The following is an 18,651-nucleotide window of genomic DNA, read 5'->3' as shown; positions in this document are numbered from 1 at the left end:
ACAGCCCGGCGCTCAAGACGAGCAGGCGCTGCCCCATCGGGACCGGCCCATTCGATGATTCACTCGGCAAACCCTTGCCCAGCACGAATCACGTTTTCAGATTGATCAGGATCTTCCCCGACGCCCAGAACCTTGGTGTCGGTGTGCTGCCTGCCTTCTGTCGTACCTACCAGTCAGCCCAGCGCCACTTATTGCATGCGCCCCTCTGGCTGCCCTGTTCCAGTCAGGTTCTGCGTCTCCTTAATAAAGACGTCACTGGAACGTTTCTATTGTGCACGGATCAAACACCGTGTCTTACGCAGGAACATCCAACAATATGAGTAACCATCAACAAATCCAGGCTGCCTTTGGCACCCTTTCCCAGGCCTTCGCTCCACTCAAGTGCCTTATCGTTGCCCCACGCAAGGGCAGCTTCAGCTTCACCCTGGTCGACGAATACGGTGTGGCTTGCCACAGCGAGCGCCTCTATCCGGAACAATACAACCGGGCCGAGCCGCTGCAGGCCGTGATCGAGCGTGCGCGCCAGTCGTTGACCGCATGAATGAATGGCAGGTGATTCACCCCATGAATACACCCTGCACGCGCCAGCCTGAAGGTAATTGGCTTAATCGCCAGCGGGCATATGCTCCGCGCCTTCTGGCTGCAATCGATTTAAAAACAGCCCTTTACACCACTGTTATCACACTACACTTCAACTCGAGCGGCACCTGCCGCTTCCGGCGGGCCTGACCACTCACCAGCTGCCAAGCTCCAGCGCCCGTCGGCCCTTTTCGTAAGAGGCCATCATGGGCATCGCTGCGAACGAGTTGAGTCGATACGTGATCCGACCGACCCTGATCTACCTGGGCCGCCACTGCGACAGCGCAGAAGCTTTGTTACTGGGCGTTGCCGCAAGCCAGTCGGGACTGGGCGCTGCCCTGCATGACCGACGCGGCCATGGGCTTTACCGGATCGGTGAGAATCGTCACAGTTCTTTGTGGGACGAATACCTCGCACGCGACCCCGAACTGGCAAGCCTGGTCCGCGGCCTGGCCAGCCAGCACGCCTTTCTCGGTGGCCCGCACCTCGAACTCACCGTCAACCTGCGCTATGCCACCGCCATCGCCTGGATGCTCATAGAAGAGCAGGCCACGCCATTGCCGGCCGCCGACGATCTACTGGGCCTGGCGCGGATCTGGCGGCAGACCTTCCACCCCCAGGGGCGCCTGCGGGATTTCACCCACGCCTGGCACCAATGCATCGAGCCGATGCTGACCCACGCCTCCTGAACAGCCACGTCCTACAACCGGAATAAACGGAATTTTGGTCGGATTGTCCTACAAAACCGCTCTATCTCCTGCGTTCTAGCCTATAGCGCAGAGCGGGATTTATTGGTAGCTTTCCGCCTCGGAGATCCCAAGGAGTTTCTAATAATGAAAAAAGTATTGCTCAAAACCTCTCTCGGTATTGCCGTTGCCTTCGCTTCCAGCCACTTGCTCGCCAGCGGTTTCGCGCTGAACGAACAAAGTGTCAGCGGCATGGGAACAGGTTTTGCGGGGCGTTCTTCTTCTGCCGATGATGCCAGCACGGTTTACGGAAACCCGGCAGGCATGTCACGCCTCAAGCGTCAGGAAGTAACCGTGGGCGGCGCAGCCATTTTCGCCAAGTCCGATATCTCGGGCCGTGGCAGCAACCTCGGGGGAGAGACCGACGGTGACATGGTTCCTACCGTCGGCGTGCCAATGGGCTTCTACGTCAAGCCGATCGATGACCATTGGGCTGTCGGTTTCGGCGTGTATGTGCCCTTCGGTCTGGTGACCGACTACGGCAGCGGCGACGCCGCCCGCTACTGGGGCAAGAAGAGCCACGTCGAAGTGGTGACCTTCCAGCCCACCATCAGCTATGCGTTCAACGACAAGGTGTCGATCGGCTTCGGCCCAACCATCAACAAGATCAAAGGTGAGCTCGGTTCGAACATCATCAACCGCTTCACCCCTGGTCGTAACGATGGCGAAGTGAAGATCAAGGGCGACGACACCGCAGTTGGCTACAACATCGGTATCCTCGTTCAGGCCACCGACCGCACCCGCCTCGGCCTGACCTACCACTCGATGGTGGACTACAAGCTCGAAGGCAACACCAAGGTCAACAGCGCCCTGATCGGCCCATTCAGCGGCAGCAAGTTCGACGCCGAGCTGAAGATCAAGACCCCCGAATCGGTGGACTTCTCGGTCACTCATGAACTCGACGACCAATGGACCCTGTACGCCGGCACCACCTTCACCCGCTGGAGCCGCCTGAAGGACATCACCGTCGACAATGAAGTACCTGCGGCGCTGCGCGCTCAGTTCGGCACCATCACCGAGGAGCAGAACTGGCATGACACCTGGGCTGGCGCCGTTGGTGCGGCCTACAAGGTGAACAAGCAGTGGACCCTGCGCACCGGCTTCTCGGTCGATCAGTCGCCGACCAACAACCAGGATCGTTCGCCACGCATCCCCACTGGCGATCGCAAGATCTTCAGCCTGGGTGCCGGCTGGAGCCCGAACGACGACATGACCATCGACGTGGCCTACTCCTACCTGTGGGAGGAAGACACCAAGGTCAACCTGGCAAGCCCGACCAAGGGTACCTACCAGGCCAAGTATGAAAACAGCGCTCACGGCGTCGGTGCTTCGCTGACCTACCGCTTCTGAGTCACTGTCGCAGCATGAAAAAACCGCCCTCATGGCGGTTTTTTCATGCTGCACAGGCCATTGATCGCTCAAATCCATGAGCATGCACTTCACCTCACACTCCAACGAGCGTGCACTGATGCAGCAAAGTCGTCTCCCGGTCCCCGGCGTTTGGACGAACACTTCGATTTTGAACGTCTCCGAAACGAACTCAATTGCTGCTACGCAATAGCGCACCCTCCTCACTATTTGTCGAAGAACTACCACCGGTATTAAATACCTTCATTTCGAAACTATCGCTCGACTGCCCGCTACTAGCACTTGGCTTAGACCAAGACATGTGAGCGGCAATGCCGCTACTCGCAATTTGCGTACCGACAACAAGACCGGAACCAATCCCGTATGAAAATTGTTCACCCACAGTCATTGGAAGAGGCCCACTTACCCCCGTTGAATATTCCATCCATGCCATTACGGCGCCACCTGCATTAACGCTTGCTGCGATAAAATTAGCCTTAGCTGCCTTGGGGTTATAGAACATCTGTTTAAGTCCAACCAATGTATGACCAACGGCTGCACTTGCCGACCCATATATCCAGGCCTCTGCAAGACCAGGTAGCCACGAGGGATCTACCGTCAAAGTTTCAATAGACGAGTTATAAGCTTGCGTCGAGGTTAGGGCGGTAGAATGATAAGGTGTCATCGACCCATTTCCGCCAAAACCAGGATTACTAGTAATCACTCGAGCTGACCCATTACCTGGCGCCCAGCCATTGGGAAGTTTTGCCCTACCACTGCGATCCTGATAGTTGATCGGATCTCCAGCACAATAGGCATACGCATTGATACCTCCCTTTGCAAACGGGCTCAACGCATCCGGAGATAAAAAGCGCATCAAGCAGGGATCGTAACTTCGATACCCATTCCCCAGGTGATAAAGCCCCATCAATGCTTCACGTAGCTGGCCGACATAGGCCAGCCGCGGCCCGGCAGCCGATGGCAATGCACCATAAGGCGTGTAGCCTCGGGCAGTACCTGCCGACGCCAGAACTGAATGCTGCTGGTCACATAGTGTTAGATTTTGCATTGCCATGATGCTCTCCGCGAAAGTGTGATCTTTCAGCAAGCGTGCATCACCTAGGCGGCGGAGGTAACTGGCAAAAATATCAGGTCAGCCCACCTTTCGCTCCACGCTGGACCTATTACACCGCTGCAGGAAAAGCCGCCCTGGTGGCCGTTTTTTCATGCCTGCACGGGCCATTGTTCGCCCAGGCACTGTTGCAGATATTCCATGAACACACGCACCTTGGTCGTCAGCGCAAAGCGGTCGGCAATGCACAGATAGACATCCATCGGTTCAGTCCGGGCATAAGCGTGGCCACCGCCATTGTTTTCAAACAACGGCACCAGCCGGCCGGCATCCAGGTGCGGACGCACGACGAATTCCGCCAGGCGAGTAATGCCGCCATCGTTCAGGGCCATCTGGGTCAACGCATCGATGTCGTCACTGATCAATACCCTGTCGAACCGGGCTTCGAAACGCAGCCCGTCGCGCATGAAGCCCCAGGGCAGCAAGCGCCCATCCACCGGGTAGCGGAACACCAGGCAACTGTGGTCTTGCAGGTTTTCCGGGGCGGTGGGCCGGCCAGCGCTGGCCAGGTAACCAGGCGACGCGCAGCAGACAAATGGAATACGGGCGATATGCCGGGCCAGCAGGTGCTCTTCCAACTGCGGGGTGATGCGCAGGCTGACATCCACATCTTCGAGGGCGTGATTGACCTTGCGATCAGCCATCACCAACTCTATCGAAAGCAGCGGGTAGCGGGCGCTGAATGCCGGGATCAACGGCGCCAGCACATGCCGGCCGAAGGCTGAGGTCGAGGCGATGCACAATCGCCCTTGGGGCTCGCTGTCCGGCGTGGTGACCGCCTGCTCGGCCAGGGCAAGCTCGCGCTCGATATGCCGTACACGCTCGTAGTACAAGCTGCCAGGTGGGGTCAGGGCCATGTTGCGGGTAGTACGGGTCAACAGACGTACTTGCAGGTGAGTCTCGAGCCGCGCCAGGTTCTGGCTAACGGCCGCTGGAGTGAGCCCCAGGCTGCGGGCTCCACCGGCGATACTGCCAGCCTCGACGACCTTGATGAAGCTGCGGATAGCATTGAGTAGGTCCATGGGATGCCTGACTGATTCGTAAGTTTCTCTTTATAAAGAACTCACCAATCAAGGTCTACAGCACCTCGCACAGCCGTTGCTAACCTGCGCCTCCACCCCATCGTTCAGGAAGTACCATGACTGGATTCGCTACCCCGCGCCGCCGACGCAAGCTGCACCGAAGCACAACGCCCTACGTTTTTGCTTTTTACATGTCGGCGATCATGGCACTTATTATGTGCTTTGTGATTACCGCAGCCAATGCAGGCATCAATACCCATTACTTGATTAATGTACTGAAATCCTACCAACTGGCAATGCCAGTTGCCTTTTTCTGTGTACTGATCGTAAGACCGGTAGTCCTTCGACTCGTTGCGTTAACCGTTAACCATCAGTGATAAAAATGCGCCTCGCTCTTACACCGTTTCTTCACGCACGAGGCCTACTATTTCACCTGGTTCCTTGTGTAGCGCGACGGCCTCGAGGCGCCCTCCTTCACTACCCGTAGGATTCCGCACCTGGGTAGCGTTTTTATGTTTGCAAGACCGAGACACGGCATATGCAATAAAGTCAGAAATGACTGAAAAAACAGAAATACCTATATCAATACCGCCCAACTTCGAAAATAGCGGATCATCCGCCATCATCATTTCTTGATTCGAATGTAGACTTAGCCCAAAGTAGTCTTTAACACCTTTCGCAGTTATATCCACCCCATTTAACACGATTGCAACAACCACAGCAGACTGTTGCAATCGTCCCGCACCATTTTTCCTCATCTCCGCCAACGCAGATACGTGCTTATTTAGCATCGATCCCTTCCAGGCCACGTATCCTGTTTGCAGGATACTCGAAACCCCCATTCGCCCACTATTGTCCTGGGAGTTGATCGGTTCCCCCTGACAGTATGCATAGGCGTTAACACCACCTGCACCGAAAGGACTCAGCGCATCTGGAGAAAGAAATCGCATCAAAGCAGGATCGAAGCATCGGTGGCCATTCCCCAGGTGATAGATGCCCTTGAACGGCTCCCGGAGCTGACCGCAATAAGCCATGCGTGGTCCAGCAACCGCCGATAGCGCACCATAGGCGGTATAACTTCTAACAGTCTCCCTCACGGCCAGCACCGACTGCTGACGGTCACATATCAGTAGGGAACTCATCGACGCGATAACCCCGGATCAATACGATCTACCAATAAGCTGCGCCAATCCAGCAACGACTTGAACTGGTAAAAATATCAGGTCCCGAGCTCAGCCTCCCCTCGCTCGATAATTTCAAGGCTGCGAAGCAATCGCCTTGTCGATCGCCGCCCTGAACGCCGGATCATCCGGCTTGGTCAGGCTGGAGAAGTTACCGATCACCTTGCCTTTGCGATCCACCACATACTTGTAGAAGTTCCACTTCGGCGCACTGCTCTGCCGGGCCAGCTCGACAAACATCGGGATCGCATCCTTGCCACGAACAGCCTGGGTCTTGGTCATGGTGAAGGTCACGCCATAGTTGGCGTAACAGACCTTTGCGGTCTTCTCGCTGTCGGCGTCCTCCTGCTTGAAGTCGTTGGACGGCACGCCGAGCATTTCCAGGCCCTGCTCGCGGTAATCCTTGTAGGTCGCCTCGAGCCCCTCGAACTGCGGGGCGAAGCCGCAGTAGCTGGCGGTGTTGATCACCACCAGCGGCTTGCCGGCAAAGCGCTGGCACAGGTCGATCTGCTCCTTGCCGCGCAGCTCGGGCAGGCTGCCCTGGAGCAGCGCCGGGCAGTCCGCCGCCCAGCTCGAAGTGGCGACGGCCAGGGCCAGCAGGGGTAGGGTCAGCCAGCGCGCATGCATGATATCGATCTCCTGCACATGATTCCTTGAATGTGCAGGGTAGCGCTTAACACAGGCTCATGCCCAACTGCATCAGTGCCAGCCCACCCTTGTGCCAGCCCCACCACACCAGCGCCAACACCAGCACTGCGGCAACCAGCAGCAGGCCGCGCCCCAGCAGGCGGTTCATGCCGCCTGGGCCTGCAGGCGGGCGACCGGGCGTTCGCGCACCGGCCAGTTCAGCGCCGCGGCCAGCAGGCTGAGCAGGATCGAGATCTGCCATACCAGGTCGTAGCTGCCGGTCTGGTCATACACCACGCCACCCAGCCAGCCGCCGAGGAAGGCGCCCAGCTGGTGGAACAGGAACACGATGCCACCGAGCATCGACAGGTTGCGCACGCCGAACAGCGTGGCCACGGTGCCATTGGTCAGCGGTACCGTGGACAGCCACAGCAGACCCATGGCGATGCCGAACAGGTAGGCGCTGAACTGGGTCACCGGCGCCCAGAGGAAGAGCACGATGACCACGGCCCGCAGCAGGTACAGGCCGGTCAGCAGGCGCGGCTTGGACATGCGCCCACCCAGCCAGCCCGCGGTGTAGGTGCCGACGATGTTGAACAGGCCGACCAGCGCCAGCACGGTGGTGCCGGTAGTCGCCGGCAGGTGCTGGTCGACCAGGTAGGCCGGCAGGTACACGCCGATGAACACCACCTGGAAACCACAGACGAAGAAGCCCAGCGCCAGCAACCAGAAACCGGAATGCGCGCACGCTTCACGCAATGCCTGGCCGAGGGTCTGCTCGGCGCCATGGCTGGGCAGCGGGCGGTCGCGCAGCATGCCCACGAACGGCACGATCAAGGCTACCAGCAGGCCCAGCACCAGCAAGGCTGTCGACCAACCCAGCCACTGGATCAGGCCCAGGGTGCCGGGAAGCATGGCGAACTGACCGAAAGAGCCGGCGGCGCTGGCGATGCCCATGGCCATGCTGCGCTTCTCCGCCGGCACGGCGCGGCCGACCACGCCGAGGATCACCGAGAACGAAGTGCCGGACAGGCCGATGCCGATCAGCAGGCCGGCACTCAGCGACAGCGACCAGGCCGAATCGGCAAAGGCCATCATCGCCAGCCCGACTGCGTAGAGAATGCCGCCGATGATCACCACCTTGGCCGCGCCCAGGCGATCGGCCAAGGCCCCGGTAAACGGCTGGGCCAGGCCCCAGATCAGGTTCTGCAGGGCAATGGCGAAGGCGAATACCTCGCGGCCCCAGCCGAAATCGGCGCTCATCGGCGCCAGGAACAGGCCGAAACCATGCCGCACCCCCAGCGACAGCGCGAGGATCAGCGCCGCCCCCAGAAGTACCCAACCGCTGCTCCGCCAAAGGGAAGTCATTGTCGTTGTCTCCAGCCCATCGCAAGGTTGATGCGGGTATATACCCGCTTTTAATCGTCGTGTATCAGGCAAGTTGCTCCAGCAAGCGCACCAACTCGTCACGCTGCCCCTCACCCAGCCGCTTCACCAGTTGCTCCTGAGCCTGCTGCCAGGCCGGGTAGGCGGCATCCAGGCATGCCCTGCCCGCCTCACTCAACAGCACCACACGGTTGCGCTGGTCTTCTCCGTCGGCCAGCCGCACCAAGCCCTCGGCCTCGAGCACCTTGAGGTTGCGACCCAAGGTGCTGCGCTCCAGGCCCATGGCCTCGGCCAGGCAAGTGATGCTGGGGCGGTCGAGGCGCTGGACATGACGCAACAGGGAAAACTGGGCGACATTGATGCCGAAGCCGACAAGGGCCTCGTCGTAATGCCGGCTCACCCCACGGGCGGCACGACGTAGATGGGTACAGATGCATTCACTGGTCAGCATGGATACGTGTATATACCCGCATCAACGACGTTGCAAGACATTTCAAGGGGTGATTCCGGGCTGCAGACGCCGACGGATCGGCTCGAACTCCGCTGTGGCCTTGCGCACCAGTGGGTCAGGCGCTCCCTTGTCGATCGCCTGCCAGTACCGCCAGGGCACCTTGGCCGAACCCAGTTCGTAGTCCATGCCGTCCCAGCTGTCTTCGCGGAAGCTGTAGAACGCCCAATGCAACTGCTGGCGGTCAAGCACCGTGAGCACGTCCTCCAGGTATTGCCGGCAACCGGGCAGGCGGCGCATGCAACCAAACTCGCCTACCACCAGGCGCGAACGCGGCAGCTTGATGGCAGCGGCCCAATCGACCGGTTGTTGCAGGTAGCGCGCGACTTGTCCAGCGTCCCACTGCTGCGTCTTCCCGGCGAACGGCACCGGTCCCGGGTAGGCGTATGGTTGGCGGCGGGCCAGGTTCGGCGCACTGGTGGCGGCATAGGGCTCGTACATGTGCACGCTGTACAGCACGCGCTCGTCCTCCAGTGCCGCGGGCCAGTAGCCGAAAGCGTCGGCAGCGGCGTACCAGCCGGCATCGACCATCACCGGCGTCTTGCCATCGACTTCGCGGATTGCCGCCAACAGTTGCCGGTAGAGCGCAGGCAGGTCACGCGGCCCGCCCTGCTCGCGGGCGTACCACTGCTTCATCAGCGCGAGGTCGGCATGCTCGGCCAGGCCACCCTGCTTCTCAGGCGCAGGCTCGTTGACGAGGTTGTAGGCGGCGATGGCCGGGTGATCCTTGAGCGCCAGGGCAACGTCACGCCAGAAACGCGCGGCCTGGGTCCAGAAACGCTTGTCCTGCCACAGGCGGTCATCGAAACGATTGTCATTGTTCTGCGCCCAGCGCATGCCGGGAAGCGACAGTGGCGTGATGACTACCTTGAGCCCCGCGGCGTGGGCGCGGTCGAGCACTTCGACCAGTTGCCGCAGGTCGCTGGCGGCCAGGCCCTGGTAATCGTCGGCATTGCCCAATAGAAAATCGCGCTCGGCCGGCTGCCATTTGTCGTACGACAGACGCACCCAGCTGGCACCGTAGCCTTTCAAGGCGTCGAAGTAGGCCTGGTCCGGGGGCAGGCGATTGAAGCTGTTGCCGCCATGGCGAGGTGTATCCCAGAAGTCGATCAGATCGGCGGCGCTGGCGGGCATGGCGGCAAGTACAAGCAGGCCGGTGAGGATCCAGTGGTGCATGCGAGGCATTCCTGGTGGTTGGCAAGCGAACGAGGATAGAACAAGGGCCTGGTAAGGTTTTCCGGTTTTTCCCGCAGGATTTTTCAGGCGTTACCTACTGCAATGCCAGGCCAAGCACTACCACCAGTTCCAGCAACTCGAGCAGTGCCCCGGCGGTATCCCCGGTGGTCCCTCCCAGGCGCTTGCACATCAACCGACGCAACCAGGCGAACGCCACCGTCGCCAGCAGCAACACCCACAGCACCGGCCAGCCGCCCAGCGTCACGCAGAGTGCCGCGCTGCCCAGCAACACCCACGCGGCGCCGCGCCGCGGCAGATGCTCGGCCAGTGCCGACCCGAGCCCGCCGGGGCGCACATAGGGCGTACCGAGGAACAATCCCAGCAGCGCCGCGCGCCCCACCACCGGTGCCAGCACCAGCAGGCCGCCAGCCCCCCGCTCGACCAGTACCCACAGGGCACAGAACTTGAGCAACAACACCAGTACCAGGGTGACCACGGCGATCGGCCCGCTGCGCGGGTCTTTCATGATCTGCAAGGTGCGCTCGCGATCGCCGAATCCACCCAACCAGGCATCGGCGCTGTCGGCCAGGCCATCCAGATGCAGCGCGCCACTGAGCAACACCCACAGCGCCAGCAGCAAGGCCGCGTGCAGAGGGGCCGCCACGCCATGGAGCAGTTGGCTGGCCAGCCACAGCAACAGACCGAACAGCAGCCCCACCACGGGATAGAACAGCAGCGAACGCCCCATTTCCTGTGGCGCCGGCATACCCGGCAGGCGCACCGGCAGGCTGCTGAGAAACTGCAGGGCAGTCCAGAACGGCAGCATCTCAGCGCACCTCGCGCAACTGACCGTCTTCAGCCACGGCCAGGCGTACTAGCGCGCCATGGCCGACCTCGACCTGCAACAGTTGCTCACGGGGCAGCCCGCGTGCGCGCGCCAGTAGCAAGCGCATCACCCCGCCATGGGTCACCACCAGCACCCGTTTGCCGGCATGCTCGCGGTGCAGACGCTCGACCGCGGCCAGCACCCGTTCGGCAAAGGCCAGTACCGGCTCACCCGCAGGCGGGGTGAACGCATAAGGATCACTCCAGAACAGCCCCAGGGCATCGGCGTCGGCCTGCATGATCTGGGCGGCGCTCTGCCCTTCCCAGTCACCAAAATGCAGCTCGCGCACACCCGCCTCACGCTGCACCGACAGGTTGATCCGTGCCCCCAGCTCTTCGGCAAACGCCGCGCAACGCTGCAACGGCGAGCTCACCAGCACATCCCAGGGGCCGGCAGCGGCGGTGGCCTGACGCATCTGCGCCCAGCCGTTTTCGGTAAGGGCATCGTCGAGACTGCCGCGCAAGCCGCCGCCGAGCTCGGTCTCACCATGGCGCAACAGCTCGAGGATCATGCCGGACGATCCGCCACCGCGGCCTCGGCAAAGGTCGCCATCTGCCCGTGCAGGGCGCAGGCCAGGCGAATCAGCGGCACCGCCAGCGCCGCTCCACTGCCCTCGCCCAGGCGCAGCCCCAGGGCCAGCAGTGGCTCGGCCTCCAGCGCCGCCAGCAGGGCCTTGTGGCCTGGCTCGGCGCCCTGGTGGGCAAACAGCAGCCACGGGCGGCATTGCGGGTTGAGGCGCACCGCCACCAGGGCGGCGACACTGCAGATGAAGCCGTCGACCAGCACCGCCGCACCGTGCTGGGCGCAGGCCAGGTAGGCACCTGCCAGCGCGGCGATTTCGAAGCCGCCGACACAGGCCAATGCCTGCAGCGGCTGGTCGGCGCGCAAGCCGTGCAGCACCAGGGCACGCTCGATCACCTCGGCCTTGTGGCGCACGCCGGCGCTGTCCAGGCCGGTGCCCGGGCCGCTCAGCTCACGCGCCGGGCAGCCCAGCAAGGTACTGGCCAGCGCGGCCGCGGCAGTGGTGTTGCCAATGCCCATTTCACCGCCGATGAACAGCTGGGCGCCGTTGTCGAGCGCGCGCAGGGCACTGTCGCGGCCGGCCTGCAACGCCGCCGCCAGCTGCGCGTCGGTCATCGCCGGCTGGCGGGCGAAGTTGGCTGTGCCGGACCCAAGATTCAGGTGATGGACACCGGGCAGTTGTAGCGTCGGGTCGATGGTACCGAGGTCGACCACCTCCAGTTGAGCATCCAGTTGGCGCGCCAACACGCTGATCGCCGCGCCACCGCCGACGAAGTTGCGCAGCATCTGCCCGGTCACCGCTTGCGGATAGGCGGAGATGCCCTCCTCCACCACGCCATGGTCGCCGGCGAAGATCGTGATGGCGACCCGCTCCAGGCTGGGACGCTCGCGCCCCTGCAAGCCAGCCAGGCGTACCGCCAGGCCTTCGAGCTGGCCGAGGGAGCCGGCCGGTTTGGTCAGCTGTTGCTGACGGGCGCGGGCCTGGTCCATGGCGGCGCTGTCGAGGGATTGGCAGGCGTCACGCCACCACATCGGGGTCATAAGGCTGGTCCTTTGAGCATGAGAGGGAGGCCGGCGACGGTCAGCACCACGCGCTGGCAGCGTTCGGCCACGGCCTGGTGCAACGTGCCTGCCAGGTCGACATAACGGCGGGTCAGTTCGCCCATGGGCACCACGCCCAGGCCGGTTTCGTTGCTGACCAGGATGATCGTGCCCGGCAGTTGCGCCAGGCTGGCGAGCAGCGCGTCGCGCTCCTGCGCCAGCCGCTGGTCATCCTCGAGCATCAGCAGGTTGGTCAGCCACAGGGTCAGGCAGTCCACCAGCAGGCAGCGCCCTTCGCCGGCTTCGGCGTGCAGCACGGCGGCCAGCGCCACGGGTTCCTCCACCAGCCCCCAATGGGCCGGACGCCGTTCGCGGTGCAAGCGCACGCGCTCATTCATCTCGCCGTCCAGCGGCTGGCTGGTGGCGATATAGGTCACCGGCAGGCCGCTGGCTTCGGCCAGTTGCTCGGCCAGGCGGCTCTTGCCCGAACGGGCGCCGCCAAGGATCAGGCTGTGCATTTCAGGCGACTCCACACAGTTCGCGCAGGCGCGCGGTGTCCAGATGCTGCTCGACCAGGTCGGCCAGGCGCTCGATATCGCGCTCGCGCAGGGCCTCGTAGTCGATGGTCTGCGCATCGGCCAGCCCGGCCCAGCGCAGCAGCGCGGCGCACGACTGGCTACCCTCGAACAGGCCATGCAGGTAGGTGGCGAGGATCTGCCCGTCGGCGCTGATGGCGCCATCGGCACGGCCGTCGGCCAGCTGCACTGCGGGGCGCTCCAGCGCCAGCCCGCTGGTGACGCCGGCATGGATTTCATACCCCGCCACCGGGGCCTGCTCGAGATCGAGCGTGCCCGCCACGTTACGCAACTGCTTCTCGGCTTCCAGCACGGTGCTGTACGCCAGCAGGCCCAGGCCATCACTGGAGCCGGCCGGCCCCTCCAGGCCCAGGGGATCATGCACCTGCTCGCCGAGCATCTGCAGGCCGCCGCAGATGCCGATGAGCTTGCCGCCATAACGCAGGTGCCGGGCGATGGCCGTGTTCCAGCCGCGCTCGCGCAGTTGCGCCAGGTCGCCGCGCACGCTCTTGGAGCCAGGCAGGATGATCAGGTCGGCTGGCGGAATCGGCTGGCCCGGGCCGATGAACTGCAGGTCCACCTGAGGGTGCAGGCGCAGCGGATCGAAGTCGGTGTGGTTGCTGATGCGCGGCAACACCGGGACGATCACCTTCAGCAGGCGCTCACTCTTTTCACCCTGGCGCGTATCGATACCATCCTCGGCCTCCAGGTGCAGGTCGGTGACGTAGGGCAGCACGCCCAGCACCGGCTTGCCGGTGCGCTGCTCCAGCCAGTCCAGGCCAGGTTGCAGCAGGGCGATGTCGCCACGGAAACGGTTGATGACGAAGCCCTTGACCCGTGCCTGCTCGCTCGCCGACAGCAGCTCCAGGGTGCCGACCAGATGGGCGAACACGCCGCCCCGGTTGATATCGGCCACCAGGATCACCGGGCAGTCGACGGCCTCGGCGAAGCCCATGTTGGCAATATCACCAGCACGCAGGTTGATCTCCGCCGGGGAGCCAGCACCTTCGACCATCACCACCGGATAGGCTTCGCTCAGGCGCTCGTGGGAGGCCAACACCGCCTGCATGGCGATGGTCTTGTAGTCGTGATAGGCCACGGCATTCATGCTGGTCACCGCCCGGCCATGGACGATCACCTGGGCGCCAGTGTCGCTGTTGGGCTTGAGCAGCACCGGGTTCATGTCGGTGTGCGGCGCCAGCCGGCAGGCCTGGGCCTGCACCGCCTGGGCGCGACCGATCTCGCCACCGTCGGCGGTCACGGCGCTGTTGAGCGCCATGTTCTGTGGTTTGAACGGCACCACGGCGATGCCCTGGCGCAGCAGCCAGCGGCACAGGGCAGTGACCAGCGTGCTCTTGCCGGCATCGGAGGTGGTGCCTTGCACCATGAGGGTGGTCATGCCGATTCCTTGTGGTAGTCCGCCAGGGCCTGGGCCAGACGTTGTTCGTCCGCCGCCGTGGCGGGCAGGCCGAAACGCAGCGCCGACGGCCGCTCGAACAGCCGCACCAGGATGCCGCGGCGAGCGAGATAGTCATGCAGGTGCGTGGCACGTTCGTCACGCACGTACTGGAACAGGTCGCAGCCACCGCTAGGTGGCAGGCCAGCGCCTTCGAGCGTCTTGGCCAGGCGCTGGCTGGCCTGGGCGCAACGGGCAATCTGCGCCAGGTGCGTCGCCTCGTCGGCGAAGCACGCCTGCCCCAGCACGCGGGTCGGGCCACTGACGGTCCAGGGCCCGAGCGCCTCGGCCAGTTGTCGCAACACATCCGCCTCGGCGACGACGAAGCCCAGCCGCACGCCGGCCAGACCGAAGAATTTGCCGAACGAGCGCAGCACGATCAGCCCGGGTTGTCCGGCCTGATCGACCACGCTGTGTGCCGGCGTGTTGTCCATGAAGGCCTCGTCCACCAGCAACCAGCCACCCCGCGCAGCCAGACGCGCATGCCAGGCCAGCAGGCGTTCGCGGGGCACACGGCGACCGGTGGGGTTGTTGGGATTGACCAGCACCAGGACATCCAGGCTGTCGAGTACGTCCTCGACCTGGGCCTCATCCAGCTCGAGCAGCGCATGCCCCGCCCGCGCCCAGGCATGCGGATGTTCGGCATAGCATGGCGTCAGCACCCCGACCCGAGCGGTCGGGCGCAGGTACGGCAAGGCCTGGATCGCCGCCTGCGAGCCGGCCACCGCCAGCAGCGGCTGCGCGCCATAGTAACGCCGTGCAGCGGCCTCCAGGCCGTCCTCGGTCTCGGGCAGTCGAGCCCAGGCGTCCACGGGAATCGGCGGTATCGGGTAGGGCCAGGGTGCGATACCACTGGACAGGTCGAGCCACTGGTGCCGAGGGATCGCGTACTGTTTCACCGCCCGTAGCAGGCGGCCACCGTGCTCAAGCATTCAGGTAGGCTCCCACGCAGATCAATAGCATCCACAGCCACACACCACGCTGCACCAGGCTCCAGCCACGCTCGATGGCATCAGCGTCGGCCATCGGCCCCTCGCCCAGGCGCGGGCGTTCGTGCAGCTCGCCGTGATACACCGCCGGGCCACCCAGCTCCACGCCCAGGGCTCCGGCCCCCGCCGCCATCACCGGGCCGGCGTTGGGGCTGTCCCACAGCGGCGCCTGCTTGCGCCAGCAGGCCAGGGCCAGGCGGGTCTTGCCCAGCAGCGCATAGGTCAGCGCCACCAGCCTGGCGGGAATATAGTTCAGCCCATCGTCGATGCGTGCCGCGCACCAGCCGAAGCGCTCGAAACGTTCGTTGCGATAGCCCCACATGGCATCCAGGGTATTGCTCAGGCGGTACAGCACCACCCCCGGCGCCCCGGCCACGACGAACCAGAACAGCGCGGCGAAAACCGCATCGCTGCCGTTCTCCAGCACCGACTCGGTGGCCGCCCGGGCCACGGCAGGCTCATCCAGTTCGCGGGTCTCGCGGCTGACCAGGTAACCGACGCGCCGCCGCGCCTCCTCCAGGTCGCCCTGGCGCAGCGCCTGGGCCACCGGCAGCACATGCTCGCCCAGGCTGCGCAGGCCCAGGGCGCAGTACAGCGCCAGCACGTCCACCAGCCAGCCGATAACAGGCAGCCAGGAAAGGATCAGCGCCAGCAAGGTCAGCGGCACCACCGCCAGGAACCAGGCCGTGACACCGTGGCTGCGCCAGCCCCGGCCACCAGCGTTGAAGCGCTGCTCCAGGCGCGCGGCAAGGTTGCCGAAGCCCACCAGCGGATGGCGCCGCCGCGGCTCACCCAGCAGTGCATCCAGGGCCACGCCGGCCACGGTCAGCAAGGCCACGCTCATGGACATTCCCCCCACTGGTTCTCGTACAGCATGTCACTCAACGGCCGTTGCTCGGCCCAGTCTTCGAGCACCAGCATCGGCGCCGGGTAGAATTCGGTCACCGGCCCCAGGCACAGCACCGCCATGGGCTTGGCGCCCGCGGGCATGCCCAGCAGCTCGGCCAGGGCTCGGGGCTCGAACAGCGACACCCAGCCCATGCCCAGCCCCTCGGCCCGCGCCGCCAGCCATAGGTTCTGGATAGCGCAGGCCAGCGAAGCCAGGTCCATCTCCGGCAGGGTGCGGCGGCCGAAGACATGCGCCTCGCGCTTGTCCATCAGCGCTGCCACCAGCACCTCGGCACAGTCGTTGATGCCTTCGACCTTGAGCTTCATGAACTCATCGGAGCGCTCGCCCAAGGCTTCGGCGGTGCGCACCCGCTCCTCCTCCACCAACGCCTGGATACGTTCGCGCAAATCACGCTGGCTGATACGAATGAAGCGCCAGGGCTGCATCAGGCCCACGCTGGGGGCCTGGTGAGCGGCGGCCAGCAGACGCCCGAGCAACTCGGGCGCCACCTCGCCGCCGGCGAAATGGCGCATGTCGCGGCGCTCACCGATGGCCCGGTAGATCGCCGCGCGTTCAACGGCGCTGTACGCGTGTTCGCTCATGGTCGCAACAGCGCCGCCGCCGCGTCGGGGTTGGACGGAAAATAGAAGTGCACGTAGGAAGCGGTCAGCCGCCCCAGGCGATAGACCGCCTCGTTGCCGCGTCCGCCGTTGGGGCTCAGGCCCCGGGCAATCGGTTCCAGCTCAGTGCTGGTCAGCGAATGGTGATAGGTGTGGCCACGCAGGGTGCCTTCGGGCAACTCGACGGCCTGCAGGGCCAGGGCCGCCAGGCGCTTCTGCATGGTCGCCTCGCCCGGCAGCAGGCCTGCCAGCGGCGCACGCACACCGGCCACATCGGTCAGGGCGTCGAGCAGGTAGAGCATGCCGCCACATTCGGCCAGCAGCGGCTTGCCCTCGGCGTGGTGGCCACGGATCGCCCCCAGCATCGGCGCGTTGGCGGCCAGGGCCTGATGGTGCAGCTCCGGGTAGCCGCCTGGCAGGTACAGGCTGTCTACATGAGGCAGTTCCCGATCATGCAACGGCGAGAAGAATTCGAGCTGCGCGCCGAGGCTGCGCAGCAGATCCAGGTTGGCGCCATAGGTGAAGGCGAAGGCTTCGTCGTGGGCCACCCCAATGCGCACCCCGGCAAGCGGCGTGGTCACGCCCAGCGGCTCAGGTCGGGCAAAACCGACCGGTGGCGGCAATGCGGCATCGCAGCTGGCACCCAGCGCTTCGGCGGCGGCATCCAGGCGCGCATCCAGGTCATTGAGTTCACTGGCCTGAACCAGGCCGAGGTGGCGGCTGGGCAGCTCGATGCCACGCTCGCGGGACAACCCGCCGTACCAGCGCAGGCCTTCGGTGAGGCTGCCTTCGAGCAACTGCGCGTGGCGCAGGCTGCCAACCCGGTTGGCCAGCACCCCGGCGAACGGCAGGTCGGGCTGGTAACGCGCCAGGCCCAGGGCCAGGGCGCCGAAGGTCTGGGCCATGGCCGTGCCATCGATCACCGCCAGCACCGGCACGCCGAAATGGCGAGCCAGGTCGGCGCTCGACGGCGTGCCGTCGAACAGCCCCATCACGCCTTCGATCAGGATCAGGTCGGCCTCGCCCGCCGCTTCCCACAGCAGGCGACGACTCTCCTCGGCACCGATCATCCACAGGTCCAGCTGGTAGACCGGCGCGCCACTGGCACGCTCGAGGATCATCGGGTCGAGAAAGTCAGGCCCGCACTTGAACACCCGCACCTTGCGCCCGAGGTTGCGGTGCAGGCGGGCCAGGGCGGCGGTGACCGTGGTCTTGCCCTGGCCCGAGGCCGGGGCCGCGATCAGCACGGCGGGGCATTGGCGCGAATCACTCACAGCTCGACGCCCTTCTGCGCGCGGATACCGGCCTGGAAGGCGTGCTTGAGCATGCCCATCTCGGTGACGGTGTCGGCCAGTTCGATCATTTCCGGCTTGGCGGCGCGGCCGGTGACGATCACATGCTGCATCGGTGGGCGGGCCTGGATGTCCGAGAGCACCTGGTCGAGGTCGAGGTAGCCATGCTTGAGGGCGATGTTCAGCTCATCAAGCACCACGAACTGGATCGACGGATCTTGCAGCAACTGGCGCGATACCGCCCACGCAGCCTCGGCGGCGGCGATGTCGCGCTGGCGGTCCTGGGTCTCCCAGGTGAAGCCCTCGCCCATCACGTGATAGCGCACCTGCTCGGGGAAGCGGCGGAAGAACAGCTCTTCGCCAGTGCTGTTGCGGCCCTTGATGAACTGCACCACGCCGCATTGCATGCCATGGCCCAGGGCGCGGGCGAGCATGCCGAAGGCCGAACTGCTCTTGCCCTTGCCATTGCCGGTCAGTACCAGCAGCAGGCCGCACTCGTTGGGGGAATTGGCGATGCGCTCGTCGATGATCGCCTTCTTGCGCAGCATGCGCGCCAGGTGACGTTCGTCGCGTTCGGTGGATTCGCTCATCAGGGGTCTCCGCAGGCTGTCGCCGGTTGGCGACAGGGAAAAGGCGGGCAGACGGAGAACGCGCAGGGGCCGTGGCCCCAGGCCACA

Annotated in this window: 22 protein-coding genes; 4 read left to right on the top strand and 18 right to left on the bottom strand. The window is 64.1% G+C overall.

Annotated features, from left to right (window positions below):
• Positions 1-316: 316 nt before the first annotated feature.
• The 3 genes from AAHK21_RS20545 (at position 317) to AAHK21_RS20535 (ending at position 2,675) form a co-directional block, all read left to right on the top strand.
• Positions 317-541 (top strand): hypothetical protein, encoded by a 225-nt coding sequence (locus AAHK21_RS20545; RefSeq protein ID WP_046854557.1) that lies wholly within the window; start codon positions 317-319, stop codon positions 539-541.
• A 244-nt stretch (positions 542-785) separates the two neighbouring features.
• Positions 786-1,268 carry a hypothetical protein gene (locus AAHK21_RS20540; protein WP_046854556.1) on the top strand — a complete coding sequence of 161 codons (483 nt, stop codon included), beginning with the start codon at positions 786-788 and terminating at the stop codon, positions 1,266-1,268.
• Positions 1,269-1,412: 144 nt separating this feature from the next.
• Entirely contained in the window at positions 1,413-2,675 is a 1,263-nt protein-coding gene (locus tag AAHK21_RS20535) for an OmpP1/FadL family transporter (RefSeq protein ID WP_023632425.1), read from the top strand.
• A gap of 190 nt (positions 2,676-2,865) precedes the next feature.
• Here the strand turns inward: AAHK21_RS20535 and AAHK21_RS20530 are convergent, their stop codons facing one another.
• Positions 2,866-3,747, bottom strand: coding sequence for an RHS repeat-associated core domain-containing protein (locus AAHK21_RS20530; protein WP_367858187.1), 882 nt, complete (start codon positions 3,745-3,747; stop codon positions 2,866-2,868).
• 149 nt (positions 3,748-3,896) lie between these two features.
• A complete protein-coding gene (locus AAHK21_RS20525; protein ID WP_367858186.1) occupies positions 3,897-4,826 on the bottom strand; it encodes a LysR family transcriptional regulator in 930 nt (309 codons plus the stop codon).
• A gap of 116 nt (positions 4,827-4,942) precedes the next feature.
• Between AAHK21_RS20525 and AAHK21_RS20520 the strand changes: the two genes are divergently transcribed.
• Complete coding sequence (locus AAHK21_RS20520) at positions 4,943-5,203, top strand: DUF2798 domain-containing protein (protein ID WP_367858185.1); 261 nt, start codon at positions 4,943-4,945, stop codon at positions 5,201-5,203.
• 18 nt (positions 5,204-5,221) lie between these two features.
• On the opposite strand, the gene AAHK21_RS20515 is transcribed toward AAHK21_RS20520, so the two are convergent.
• The 16 genes from AAHK21_RS20515 to cobO form a co-directional block, all read right to left on the bottom strand.
• Complete coding sequence (locus AAHK21_RS20515) at positions 5,222-5,968, bottom strand: RHS repeat-associated core domain-containing protein (RefSeq protein WP_367858184.1); 747 nt, start codon at positions 5,966-5,968, stop codon at positions 5,222-5,224.
• 114 nt (positions 5,969-6,082) lie between these two features.
• On the bottom strand, positions 6,083-6,634 hold the full coding sequence (locus AAHK21_RS20510; protein WP_367858183.1) for a glutathione peroxidase: 552 nt from the start codon (positions 6,632-6,634) through the stop codon (positions 6,083-6,085).
• Between the two features lie 46 nt (positions 6,635-6,680).
• Positions 6,681-6,803, bottom strand: coding sequence for a hypothetical protein (locus tag AAHK21_RS20505; RefSeq protein WP_256205968.1), 123 nt, complete (start codon positions 6,801-6,803; stop codon positions 6,681-6,683).
• On the bottom strand, positions 6,800-8,002 hold the full coding sequence (locus AAHK21_RS20500) for an MFS transporter (RefSeq protein ID WP_367858182.1): 1,203 nt from the start codon (positions 8,000-8,002) through the stop codon (positions 6,800-6,802). Before AAHK21_RS20500 ends, AAHK21_RS20505 begins: the two co-directional genes overlap by 4 nt.
• A 64-nt stretch (positions 8,003-8,066) precedes the next feature.
• Positions 8,067-8,471: a MarR family winged helix-turn-helix transcriptional regulator gene (locus tag AAHK21_RS20495; RefSeq protein WP_198754007.1), complete on the bottom strand. Its 405-nt coding sequence runs from the start codon at positions 8,469-8,471 to the stop codon at positions 8,067-8,069.
• A gap of 42 nt (positions 8,472-8,513) precedes the next feature.
• Positions 8,514-9,638: a glycoside hydrolase family 5 protein gene (locus tag AAHK21_RS20490; protein WP_367859010.1), complete on the bottom strand. Its 1,125-nt coding sequence runs from the start codon at positions 9,636-9,638 to the stop codon at positions 8,514-8,516.
• Between the two features lie 160 nt (positions 9,639-9,798).
• Positions 9,799-10,530: an adenosylcobinamide-GDP ribazoletransferase gene (locus tag AAHK21_RS20485; protein WP_367858181.1), complete on the bottom strand. Its 732-nt coding sequence runs from the start codon at positions 10,528-10,530 to the stop codon at positions 9,799-9,801.
• A gap of 1 nt (position 10,531) precedes the next feature.
• Entirely contained in the window at positions 10,532-11,101 is a 570-nt protein-coding gene (gene cobC, locus AAHK21_RS20480) for an alpha-ribazole phosphatase family protein (protein WP_367858180.1), read from the bottom strand.
• The gene (cobT, locus tag AAHK21_RS20475; protein WP_367858179.1) at positions 11,098-12,153 is read right to left on the bottom strand and encodes a nicotinate-nucleotide--dimethylbenzimidazole phosphoribosyltransferase; all 1,056 of its coding nucleotides are present in this window, start codon (positions 12,151-12,153) and stop codon (positions 11,098-11,100) included. Before cobT ends, cobC begins: the two co-directional genes overlap by 4 nt.
• The gene (gene cobU / locus AAHK21_RS20470) at positions 12,150-12,671 is read right to left on the bottom strand and encodes a bifunctional adenosylcobinamide kinase/adenosylcobinamide-phosphate guanylyltransferase (protein WP_134691860.1); all 522 of its coding nucleotides are present in this window, start codon (positions 12,669-12,671) and stop codon (positions 12,150-12,152) included. The genes cobT and cobU overlap by 4 nt, the downstream gene beginning before the upstream one ends.
• A 1-nt stretch (position 12,672) precedes the next feature.
• Positions 12,673-14,127 (bottom strand): cobyric acid synthase, encoded by a 1,455-nt coding sequence (locus tag AAHK21_RS20465; protein ID WP_367858178.1) that lies wholly within the window; start codon positions 14,125-14,127, stop codon positions 12,673-12,675.
• Positions 14,124-15,116, bottom strand: a complete 993-nt coding sequence (gene cobD / locus AAHK21_RS20460; RefSeq protein ID WP_367858177.1) for a threonine-phosphate decarboxylase CobD — start codon at positions 15,114-15,116, stop codon at positions 14,124-14,126. The genes AAHK21_RS20465 and cobD overlap by 4 nt, the downstream gene beginning before the upstream one ends.
• Positions 15,109-16,017 (bottom strand): adenosylcobinamide-phosphate synthase CbiB, encoded by a 909-nt coding sequence (gene cbiB / locus AAHK21_RS20455; protein WP_367858176.1) that lies wholly within the window; start codon positions 16,015-16,017, stop codon positions 15,109-15,111. Before cbiB ends, cobD begins: the two co-directional genes overlap by 8 nt.
• Positions 16,014-16,664, bottom strand: a complete 651-nt coding sequence (bluB, locus tag AAHK21_RS20450; protein ID WP_139673544.1) for a 5,6-dimethylbenzimidazole synthase — start codon at positions 16,662-16,664, stop codon at positions 16,014-16,016. Before bluB ends, cbiB begins: the two co-directional genes overlap by 4 nt.
• Complete coding sequence (locus AAHK21_RS20445) at positions 16,661-17,956, bottom strand: cobyrinate a,c-diamide synthase (RefSeq protein WP_367858175.1); 1,296 nt, start codon at positions 17,954-17,956, stop codon at positions 16,661-16,663. The genes bluB and AAHK21_RS20445 overlap by 4 nt, the downstream gene beginning before the upstream one ends.
• A complete protein-coding gene (gene cobO, locus AAHK21_RS20440) occupies positions 17,953-18,564 on the bottom strand; it encodes a cob(I)yrinic acid a,c-diamide adenosyltransferase (protein WP_046854540.1) in 612 nt (203 codons plus the stop codon). Before cobO ends, AAHK21_RS20445 begins: the two co-directional genes overlap by 4 nt.
• Positions 18,565-18,651: the final 87 nt, after the last annotated feature.

It is taken from the genome of Pseudomonas sp. TE50-2 (assembly GCF_040813665.1).
In the GTDB taxonomy this organism is placed as follows: Bacteria; Pseudomonadota; Gammaproteobacteria; order Pseudomonadales; family Pseudomonadaceae; genus Aquipseudomonas; species Aquipseudomonas soli.
The sequence above is the reverse complement of the archived record's forward strand: the minus strand, read 5'-3'. Positions and strand labels throughout refer to the sequence as shown.

Excerpts from the sequence above, each read along its gene's own strand:
- AAHK21_RS20515 (WP_367858184.1), bottom strand. The coding sequence starts at position 5,968 with ATGAGTTCCCTACTGATATGTGACCGTCAGCAGTCGGTGCTGGCCGTG.
- AAHK21_RS20530 (WP_367858187.1), bottom strand. The coding sequence starts at position 3,747 with ATGGCAATGCAAAATCTAACACTATGTGACCAGCAGCATTCAGTTCTG.
- cobU (WP_134691860.1), bottom strand. The coding sequence starts at position 12,671 with ATGCACAGCCTGATCCTTGGCGGCGCCCGTTCGGGCAAGAGCCGCCTG.
- cobT (WP_367858179.1), bottom strand. The coding sequence starts at position 12,153 with ATGACCCCGATGTGGTGGCGTGACGCCTGCCAATCCCTCGACAGCGCC.
- AAHK21_RS20505 (WP_256205968.1), bottom strand. The coding sequence starts at position 6,803 with ATGAACCGCCTGCTGGGGCGCGGCCTGCTGCTGGTTGCCGCAGTGCTG.
- AAHK21_RS20535 (WP_023632425.1), top strand. The coding sequence starts at position 1,413 with ATGAAAAAAGTATTGCTCAAAACCTCTCTCGGTATTGCCGTTGCCTTC.
- AAHK21_RS20545 (WP_046854557.1), top strand. The coding sequence starts at position 317 with ATGAGTAACCATCAACAAATCCAGGCTGCCTTTGGCACCCTTTCCCAG.
- AAHK21_RS20485 (WP_367858181.1), bottom strand. The coding sequence starts at position 10,530 with ATGCTGCCGTTCTGGACTGCCCTGCAGTTTCTCAGCAGCCTGCCGGTG.
- AAHK21_RS20525 (WP_367858186.1), bottom strand. The coding sequence starts at position 4,826 with ATGGACCTACTCAATGCTATCCGCAGCTTCATCAAGGTCGTCGAGGCT.
- cobO (WP_046854540.1), bottom strand. The coding sequence starts at position 18,564 with ATGAGCGAATCCACCGAACGCGACGAACGTCACCTGGCGCGCATGCTG.
- bluB (WP_139673544.1), bottom strand. The coding sequence starts at position 16,664 with ATGAGCGAACACGCGTACAGCGCCGTTGAACGCGCGGCGATCTACCGG.
- AAHK21_RS20510 (WP_367858183.1), bottom strand. The coding sequence starts at position 6,634 with ATGCATGCGCGCTGGCTGACCCTACCCCTGCTGGCCCTGGCCGTCGCC.
- cobD (WP_367858177.1), bottom strand. The coding sequence starts at position 15,116 with ATGCTTGAGCACGGTGGCCGCCTGCTACGGGCGGTGAAACAGTACGCG.
- AAHK21_RS20540 (WP_046854556.1), top strand. The coding sequence starts at position 786 with ATGGGCATCGCTGCGAACGAGTTGAGTCGATACGTGATCCGACCGACC.
- AAHK21_RS20465 (WP_367858178.1), bottom strand. The coding sequence starts at position 14,127 with ATGACCACCCTCATGGTGCAAGGCACCACCTCCGATGCCGGCAAGAGC.
- AAHK21_RS20495 (WP_198754007.1), bottom strand. The coding sequence starts at position 8,471 with ATGCTGACCAGTGAATGCATCTGTACCCATCTACGTCGTGCCGCCCGT.
- AAHK21_RS20520 (WP_367858185.1), top strand. The coding sequence starts at position 4,943 with ATGACTGGATTCGCTACCCCGCGCCGCCGACGCAAGCTGCACCGAAGC.
- cobC (WP_367858180.1), bottom strand. The coding sequence starts at position 11,101 with ATGATCCTCGAGCTGTTGCGCCATGGTGAGACCGAGCTCGGCGGCGGC.
- cbiB (WP_367858176.1), bottom strand. The coding sequence starts at position 16,017 with ATGAGCGTGGCCTTGCTGACCGTGGCCGGCGTGGCCCTGGATGCACTG.
- AAHK21_RS20500 (WP_367858182.1), bottom strand. The coding sequence starts at position 8,002 with ATGACTTCCCTTTGGCGGAGCAGCGGTTGGGTACTTCTGGGGGCGGCG.